The following is an 8972-nucleotide window of genomic DNA, read 5'->3' as shown; positions in this document are numbered from 1 at the left end:
CCCGACACCCCCGTCGTCACCCTCGACGCCCGACGCCGGGACAGCGCCAAGAGCGCCCTCATCACCCTCGTCGAACACGCCCTCCTCGCCCGCCTTCGGTGAGACGGGCGCGTACGGCGACGGTGCGCGCGACAGCGGTGCGGCCCGCGGACCCTCCGGTCCACGGGCCGCACGGTCACGCCGGTCACTCGGTGACGGGCTCCAGGCCGGACCGGAGCAGGCCGTAGGTGTAGGCGTCCTCCAGGGCGAGCCAGGAGGCGGTCACCACGTTGTCGGCCACCCCGACCGTGGACCAGGCGGAGGTCCCGTCGGTGGTCTCGATCAGCACCCGGGTCTTCGAGCCGGTGCCGTGCTGGCCCTCCAGGATCCGGACCTTGTAGTCGACCAGCTCCAGCTTGGCCAGCTGCGGGAAGATCCGCTCCAGCGCCGTGCGCAGGGCCTTGTCCAGCGCGTCGACCGGACCGTTGCCCTCGCCGGTGGCGATCATCCGCTCGCCCTTGGCCCGGAGCTTGACGGTGGCCTCGTTCCCGGTACTCCCCTCCGGCCCCTGCTCGCTGATGGTCCGCCAGGACTCCAGGGTGTAGAAGCGCGCGCGGTCGCCCCGCACCTCGTCGCGGAGCAGCAGCTCGAACGAGGCGTCGGCGGACTCGTAGGTGTAGCCGAGGCTCTCCTGCGCCTTGACCCTGGCCACCACCCGTCCGGCGAGGTCGCGGTCGGTCGAGAGGTCGTAGCCGAGCTCCTTGCCCTTCAGCTCGACGGAGGCCCGGCCGGCCATGTCGGAGACCAGCATCCGCATGGTGTTGCCGACCGTCTCCGGGTCGATGTGCTGGTACAGGTCCGGGTCGACCTTGATCGCCGAGGCGTGCAGGCCGGCCTTGTGGGCGAACGCGGAGAAGCCGACGTAGGGCTGGTGGGTGGAGGGGGTCAGGTTGACCAGCTCCGCGACGGCGTGCGAGATCCGGGTCATCTCGGCCAGCTTGCCGGCGGGCAGCACCCGGCGGTCGTACTTGGTCTCCAGCGCGCCGACCACCGGGAAGAGGTTGGCGTTGCCGACCCGCTCGCCGTAGCCGTTGGCGGTGCACTGGACGTGGGTGGCGCCCGCGTCCACCGCGGCCAGGGTGTTGGCGACGGCGCAGCCCGTGTCGTCCTGGGCGTGGATGCCGAGCCGGGCCCCGGTCTCGCGGAGCACGTCGGCGACGATGTCGTGCACGCCGGCCGGCAGCATCCCGCCGTTGGTGTCGCAGAGCACCACCACGTCGGCGCCGGCCGCGTGGGCGGCCCGGACCACGGCGAGGGCGTAGTCCCGGTTGGCCTTGTAGCCGTCGAAGAAGTGCTCGCAGTCGATGAAGACGCGGCGGCCCTGGGCGCGCAGGTGGGCGACGCTGTCCCGGATCATCTCCAGGTTCTCGTCCAGCGTGGTGCGCAGCGCCAGCTCGACGTGGCGGTCGTGGGCCTTGGCGACCAGGGTGACGACGGGCGCGCCCGAGTTCACCAGGGCGGCGAGCTGGGGGTCGTCGGCCGCGTTGCCGCCGGCCCGGCGGGTGGCGCCGAAGGCGACGAGCTGGGCGTTGGCCAGGTCCAGCTCGGTGGCGGCGCGGGCGAAGAACTCGGTGTCCCGGGGGTTGGCGCCGGGCCAGCCGCCCTCGATGAAGCCGACCCCGAACTCGTCCAGGTACCGGGCGATGGCCAGCTTGTCGGCCACCGTGAGGTTGATGCCCTCGCGCTGGGCCCCGTCGCGCAGGGTGGTGTCGAAGACGTGGAAGGCGTCGTCTGGGAGGTTGCTCGCCTGGGTCATGACCCTGGGTTCTCCGTTCCGGGAGGTCGGGTGCTGCTCTGCCGGTTCTGATCCGGCTCCACTGTCCAGCATCCCGCGCGCTCCCCGGTGTCCCTCGGCCCCTTGTGGGGGCTCCGGCCGGTCCGGGGGAAACAAAAAGACCCCTCGCGGGTGCGAGAGGTCTGCGCGCGGGTCTGGACGCTGGTGGTCGCTCCGCATCGGGTACTGCGGGAGCGGTCACTGCGGACCGGCGCGCCTGCTGCTAATAATCAGCGAAAGCGAGGACACGCTCGCAGTCTGGCACACCGATCCGGGATCCGGCCGCCCCGTCTCGGTATCCGGAACGGGGGCCGCGGCTGCGTGACGGGTCCGCCCGGTGGCCGGCGCGCGACGGGCCGGCGCGCGGCCCGGGCGGCTCCCGTTCCGTCCGGGGGCCCGCCGCGGCGGGCTCCCGGACGTGCCGCTCGCGGCGGTCAGACGATCTTGTGCAGCCAGCCGTGGGTGTCGGCCGCCTGGCCGCCCTGGATGGCCAGCAGGGTCTTGCGCAGCTCCATGGTGACCGGGCCGGGCTCGCCGGCGCCGACGGTCCAGTCGCCGCCGCGGGACTTGACCGAGCCGACGGGGGTGATCACCGCGGCGGTGCCGCAGGCGAAGACCTCGGTGAGGGTGCCGTCGGCGTTGCCCTGCTTCCACTCCTCGGTGGAGATCTTCCGCTCCTCGACCGCGTAGCCGAGGTCGGCCGCGAGCTGGAGCAGCGAGTCACGGGTGATGCCGGGCAGCAGGGCGCCGGACAGCTCCGGGGTGACGATCCGGGCGTCCGCACCCTCGCCGAAGACGAAGTACAGGTTCATGCCGCCCATCTCCTCGATCCACCGGTGCTCGGCGGCGTCGAGCCAGACCACCTGGTCGCAGCCCTTGGCGGCGGCCTCGGCCTGGGCCACCAGCGAGGCGGCGTAGTTGCCGGCGCACTTGGCGGCGCCCGTGCCGCCCGGGGCGGCGCGGACGTAGTCCTCGGAGAGCCAGACCGAGACCGGCTTGACGCCACCGGAGAAGTAGGCGCCGGCCGGAGAGGCGATGATCATGAAGAGGTAGGAGTTGGCCGGGCGGACACCCAGGCCGACCTCGGTAGCGAACATGAACGGGCGCAGGTAGAGGCTCTGCTCGGCCTCGTTCGGGACCCACGCCTGCTCCTGCTGCACGAGCAGCTCGACCGCCTCGACGAAGGTCTCGACCGGCAGCTCCGGCATCGCCAGGCGGCGGGCCGAGGACTGGAAGCGGGCCGCGTTGGCCTCCGGGCGGAAGGTCGAGATCGAGCCGTCGGCCTGGCGGTACGCCTTGAGGCCCTCGAAGATCGCCTGACCGTAGTGGAGGGTCATGTTGGCCGGGTCGATCTCCAGCGGCGCGTACGGCGCCAGCTGGGCGTCGTGCCAGCCCACGCCCTCGGTCCAGCGGATGGTGACCATGTGGTCGGTGAAGACCCTCCCGAAACCCGGGTTAACCAGTCGGGCCTCGCGCTCCGCGTCGGAGAGCGGGTGGGCGGAGGGCTTGAGGTCGAACGTGATGGGCGCCTGGGTGGGCGTGCTCATGGCTGTGTGTCCTTCACCGTGGGGTTGGTCCGGGCCGCCTCCGCCGGGTGAGCGTTTCGGTGGATTTCCCCGAAACGGACGCACAACGGCACGGCCCACTGTCGATACTCGCATCCAGAGGGCCGTGCCGAACAGTCGCCGGCTCCTCGGAGAGCCGCAAGCTGCCGTTATGGGGTCCGGCCCACCGGCCGGAACACCGTCTGTCGGTTCCGGCCCTGCCAGGCCGGACTACCTTCTTTCGGTTCCGGCCTAGCCGGATACTCGGGCGGCGAGCGCGTCGCCGACCTGGGCGGTGGTACGGGTTCCGGTCCGCTCGGTGAGGTCCGCGGCGACCGCGGCCTCGATCCGGGCGGCCTCGGCGGCGAGGCCGAGGTGCTCCAGCAGCATGGCGACCGACAGCACGGTGGCGGTCGGGTCGGCCTTGCCCTGGCCCGCGATGTCCGGCGCCGAACCGTGCACAGGCTCGAACATCGACGGGAACGCGCCGCTCGGGTTGATGTTGCCGCTGGCGGCCAGGCCGATCCCGCCGGTGACGGCGGCGGCCAGGTCGGTCAGGATGTCGCCGAACAGGTTGTCGGTCACGATGACGTCGAACCGCTCGGGCTGGGTGACGAAGAAGATGGTCGCCGCGTCGACGTGCAGGTAGTCGGTGGTGACCTCGGGGAACTCCCGGCCGACCTGCTCGAAGATCCGGGTCCACAGGTGGCCGGCGTGCACCAGCACGTTGTTCTTGTGGACGAGGGTGAGCTTCTTGCGCGGCCGGGCGGCGGCACGCGCGTACGCGTCCCGGACGACCCGCTCGATGCCGAACGCGGTGTTCAGGCTGACCTCGGTGGCCACCTCGTGCTCGGTCCCGGTGCGCAGCGAGCCGCCGTTGCCGACGTACGGGCCCTCGGTGCCCTCGCGGACGACCACGAAGTCGATGTCCGGCTCGCCGGCCAGCGGGGACTTCACGCCGGGGAAGAGCCGGCCGGGGCGGAGGTTGATGTGGTGGTCGAAGGCGAACCGCAGCTTGAGCAGCAGCCCCCGCTCCAGTACGCCCGACGGGACGCTCGGGTCGCCGATGGCGCCGAGCAGGATCGCGTCGTGCGCCTTCAGCTCGGCCAGGACGCTGTCCGGCAGCGTCTCGCCGGTGCGGTGGTAGCGCCGGGCGCCGAGGTCGAACTCGGTGGTCTCCAGCTTCACGTCGGCGGGGAGCACCGCACCAAGGACCTTGAGGCCTTCGGCCACCACTTCCTGGCCGATGCCGTCACCGGGGACAACTGCGAGACGAATCGTGCGAGACATGCTCGGAGGCTACTCCGCCGTCCCAGAGCCTGACATCTGCCGTCCACTATCCGGACATAGCCACCCGGAAGCGATCAGGTCAGATCGATGTCGACCGGGAAGGGCCGGTTCAGCCTCAGCTGCTTGTGATGGATGCCGGTGGGGCCGTAGAGGCCGGTGGCCGGGTCGATCTCGAAGGTGTAGACGATCGGACGCCCCTCGTCGCACTCGACCCGCCAGAAGTGTGGGATGCCCGCCCTCGCGTACTTCCGCGGCCTGACCTCCCGGTCCCGGTCCCGCGATTCCTCCGAGACGACCTCGACGGCGAGCAGTACGTGTTCGGCGTCGAAGGTCGTCTGGAGATACCCGGTGTCCGAGGACGCGTTGACGACGAGCAGGTCCGGCTCCGGACGGTTCCGCCGGTCGATGGTCACCGTCATCTCGGGCCAGACTTCCCACCCGTCCGGAACAGCCTGTTCCAGCGCACGCTCCAGCAGGCGCTTCGTCCTCACGTGGAACTTCGTCTGCGGACTCACGAAGACCAGGCTCCCGTCGAGCAGCTCGGTGTGCGGCGGGAGATCCTGCAGCCGGTCGAGGTCCTCGGCGGTGTAACCACCGGCGGGGGGCCGAATCCAGTCGGGGTACGGCACGACGCTCATGGTTCTCCCATGCGGGCATCCTCGTGGCTGATCTCAGGCTACTCGGGCCGACCGTCCCCGATCTTCCACCTTTCGAGGGAGCGCCCGGCTGTTTGCGGGCGCCCCCTCCTCGGGGTCACGGCAGGGTCAGGACCTGCCCCCTCCGGCCGTCCGGGTTGAAGTGGTGGAGCAGGAACAGGCGGGACGTGTCGCCCTCGGTGCGGCGGATGTCGAGGACGGTGCCGGGCCCGGCCGGCGCGGCGACGGCCGCCGGGCCGCCCTGACCGGTGCGGACGTCGACAGCCGGTTGCAGGACGTCGACGGTCAGCGTGGGCCGGGTGCCGCGCAGGCCGATCGCCGAGAAGGCCCCGGCCGGATCGGGCTTCCCCGCGCCGGCCACACCGGTCCAGAGCGCGTAGCGGACGGTGCTGTGACCCGCCCGCACGCCCGGCAGGACGGCCAGCCGGACCGGGAGGACCACCGCGTCGCTGTCCAGCAACGCCGTGTCGGTGTCCCCCCAGCGCGCGTTGAGCGGCTGGACGTCCAGCTCGGCGCCGGTGCGGGCGTCGAGCGCCCGGGCCACCAGGACGTCGCTGCCGCGCTGCCGGTCGGCCTTGACGATCACGTCGGTGGCGCCGTCCCCGTCGGTGTCGAGCGAGGCCCGGACGCCGAACAGGCCGACCGGGGTGGCGGCGGGCGCCCAGACCTGGGCCCCGAGGTAGAGCACGCCCTCGGCGAGCGGGTCGCCGGCGACGGCGGGAGCGTCGGTGGCCGCGCCGGCCGCCCGCAGGTTGGCGGCCCGGTCCCCGGCGCGCTCGACGCAGACGTCCTGGATCCCGGCGGCCTCGTCCGTGCTGTCGTCCGGCACGATGCCGGCGCCCGGGCCGACCGCCGCACCGCTGTCCGGCGGGCAGTCGGGCCAGCGGGCGGCCTCCCCGCCCAGGGCGAAGGCGCTGAGCAGTCCGGGCCGGTCGCCGGGCGCGGCGGTGCCGGAGAGGGCGGCCAGGGCGTTCGCGCGGATGGTCCGGACCGGAGTGGTGGCGGTCAGCTCGGAGGCCGCTCGCGGGGCCGCGAGGACGGGCACCCGCAGCTCGGGGACGGCCGGGTCGTCCGGGGTGAGCAGCAGCCGGCCGGAGAGCTCGCCCCGGTAGGTGCGGGCCTTGCCGCCCTGGAGGGTGGCGATGGTCGGGTCCGGGACGCGGCCGAGCTGTCCGGGGACCGCGAGGGTGACCCGGACCCGGGCGCTGCCGCCGGCCGGGACGTCGACCCGGCCGGGCGAGACGTCGAAGCGGGCGCCGGGCAGTTCGGTCGCGGCGGCGTAGCCGGTGCGGTAGGCGACCGGGGAGCCGGAGAGGTTGCGCACCTCGACCTCGCGGTCGAGGGTGAGCGGTCCGCCGACCGCCACCGGGCCGAAGGAGACGCCGACGGCGCCCTGCACCGCGCCCGCGCCCGCCGCGTAGGCGACGGCGGGGGTGCGGACGGCGCGGTCCACCCGGGCCCGGCCTGCGCCGGTGCGTTCGGGGCCGTAGACCGGGCCGGTGGCGCCGTCGCCGGCCCAGGTGTCGCCGGCGGTGTTCATCAGCGCGGCCTTGACCTGCTCGACGGTCCAGTCGGGGTGGGCGGCGCGGACCAGGGCGGCCAGGCCCGCGGTGTGCGGGGTGGCCATCGAGGTGCCGTCCTCGCGCTGGCCGCCGCTGCCGCTGCCGACCTTGGCGGACCAGATGGTCTCGCCGGGGGCGGCCAGGTCGGGCTTGACCACGCCGGGCACGCCGATGCCCCGGGAGGTGAAGTCGGTGAGGGTGTCGAGGCGCAGCGGCTGGTCCTGGGGGACGACGCCGTGCAGCGGGTTGCCGGGTGCGGCGAGCCGGACCCGGACCGGGCCGGCGGCGGCGCCCTCGCGGAGCCGCGCGCCGTCGGCGCGGGCGAGCAGGGCGAGCGGGACGCGGTCGTTCCCGGCGATCTCGGCGAGGTGGTCGTCGTCGGCGGCGAGCAGCGCACCGATCGCGCCGGCCTCGGCGACGTGGTCGGCGCGGGGGCCGGAGCCGCAGGCGCGCTCGGATTCGCGGGTGCGCCAGGCGAGGACGGCGATCTTTCCGCCGATCCGCTGCCGGTCGGCCTCGGTGAAGGCCGTGCAGCCGTCGGACTGGTCGGCGGGCAGGGCGAGCGCGCCGGTCACGTCGGCGGTGGACCAGTCCTGGTAGCGGGCGCTCCAGTGGGCGGGGACGACGCCGGCGAGCGGTTCGGGGTCGAGCACGGTGATGCCGTCGGCGTCGCTGTGCGGGTCGACGGAGGCGGCGACGGCGACGGCCCGGGCGGCGGTGCCGGGGCTGCCGCCGATGCCGTGGACGTCGCCCTCGTTGCCGGCGGCGGCGACCACGACGGTGCCGAGTTCGGAGAGCCGGTCGACGGCGAGGGCGTCGGCGTCGTCGGTGGAGCCGAAGCGGCTGCCGAGCGAGAGGTTGAGGACGTCGAGCCGGTCGCCGAGGTCGCCGTCGCCGTCGGGGTCGGCGGCCAGGTCGAGGGCCTGGGCGAGCTGGTCGGTGGAGCCGTCGCAGCCGAAGACCCGGATCGCGTAGAGCTGGGCGCCGGGTGCGGCGCCGGGGCCGACCCTGAAGCCGGCCGGGTCGAGGCCGGGCCGGTAGGGACCGGTGTAGGGGCGTCCGTCGGTGGTGACGCCGAGGCCGGCGGCGGTGCCGGCGACGTGGGTGCCGTGGCCGTTGCGGGCGCAGTCGATCGGGTTGTCGTCGGGGCGGGGTTCGGGCTGGTAGTGCGGGGAGGCCGGGTCGGGGTTGTAGTCGTCGCCGACGAGGTCCCGGCCGCCGACCACCTTGGCGTTGGGGAAGAGGCCGGCGGGCGCGGGCTTCGCGCCGTCCACCGCGGTGAAGGCCTCCTCGGTGCCGGGGCCGCCGAAGTCGGCGTGGGTGTAGTCGATGCCGCTGTCGGCGACGCCGATCCGGACGCCCCCGCCGGTGTTCCCGGCGGCGCCGGAGGAGGTGTCCGCGGAGGCCCCGGACCAGACCTCGGGCGCGCCGGTCACCGGCACGGAGTGGGCGTTGGCGCGCTGCTTGCGGACGATCGGGCGGACGGCCGCGACCCCGGGCAGGGTGCGCAGCGCGGGCAGCCGGTCGGCGGGCACGGTGACGGCGAGGCCGGTGAGCAGGGTGCGGGTGCGGTAGAGCTCCCGGGCGGTGGGAGCGACGCCGCGGACGGCCTCGGCGAGCCGGTCCAGGGCCGCGGAGGCCCGGGCCCGCTGTCCGGCTCCGGCCCGGGCTGCCTCGCCCCGGACTGCCTCCGGGGAGCGCTGGGCCCGCCGGGCCTCGGCGCCGGCCCGGCGCCAGGCGGGGGCGACGGCTTCGGTGCGGAGTTCCAGCAGGACGGAGGCCGGGGCGCCGGCCGCGGCCGTGCGGCCCGGCGGGGCGCCCGGTGGGCTGCCGGCCGCCGGGGCGGCGGTGAGCAGGATCGGCCCGGCCAGGAGGCTCAGGACGAGCCCGATCCGGACGAGCGGTCGACGGACGGTCGGCTGACGCATGGGACCCTCTCCCCCGGCCGGGGGAGCTGATCCGCATGTCGCGCCGCTGACGCCCGCCCGCGCGGCCGTCGATCACCCTTCCGGGGGCCCCAAATTAGGAATATCGCGCCGGTCAGGGCGAGCAACATCCCCCGAACGGTGGCAACTTGCACTCTCCCGAGTGACCCGCCGTCAGCCCG

The 8972-nt window shown here is 74.2% G+C and carries 5 protein-coding genes and 1 pseudogene; 1 reads left to right on the top strand and 5 read right to left on the bottom strand.

All coding sequences use genetic code 11. The features are described 5' to 3' along the window. Window positions 1-102 (top strand): annotated as a pseudogene (locus tag ABZY91_RS21295) (ATP-binding protein); the annotation flags it as partial. Between the two features lie 82 nt (window positions 103-184). On the opposite strand, the gene cimA reads toward ABZY91_RS21295, so the two are convergent. The 5 genes from cimA to ABZY91_RS21270 form a co-directional block, all read right to left on the bottom strand. After that, entirely contained in the window at window positions 185-1795 is a 1611-nt protein-coding gene (cimA, locus tag ABZY91_RS21290; protein WP_355404385.1) for a citramalate synthase, read from the bottom strand. 452 nt (window positions 1796-2247) lie between these two features. Next, window positions 2248-3360 (bottom strand): branched-chain amino acid aminotransferase, encoded by a 1113-nt coding sequence (locus tag ABZY91_RS21285; RefSeq protein WP_329882922.1) that lies wholly within the window; start codon window positions 3358-3360, stop codon window positions 2248-2250. A gap of 249 nt (window positions 3361-3609) precedes the next feature. Next, window positions 3610-4647 carry a 3-isopropylmalate dehydrogenase gene (locus tag ABZY91_RS21280; RefSeq protein WP_329882923.1) on the bottom strand — a complete coding sequence of 346 codons (1038 nt, stop codon included), beginning with the start codon at window positions 4645-4647 and terminating at the stop codon, window positions 3610-3612. Between the two features lie 74 nt (window positions 4648-4721). After that, entirely contained in the window at window positions 4722-5285 is a 564-nt protein-coding gene (locus ABZY91_RS21275; protein WP_355404381.1) for a Uma2 family endonuclease, read from the bottom strand. Between the two features lie 115 nt (window positions 5286-5400). Beyond that, window positions 5401-8793 carry a S8 family serine peptidase gene (locus ABZY91_RS21270; RefSeq protein ID WP_355404379.1) on the bottom strand — a complete coding sequence of 1131 codons (3393 nt, stop codon included), beginning with the start codon at window positions 8791-8793 and terminating at the stop codon, window positions 5401-5403. Between the last annotated feature and the right edge of the window lie 179 nt (window positions 8794-8972).

The organism is Kitasatospora sp. NPDC002965 (assembly GCF_040611255.1).
Lineage (GTDB): Bacteria > Actinomycetota > Actinomycetes > Streptomycetales > Streptomycetaceae > Kitasatospora.
Note: the sequence above shows the minus strand (reverse complement) of the source record. Positions and strands in the feature narration are given on the sequence as shown.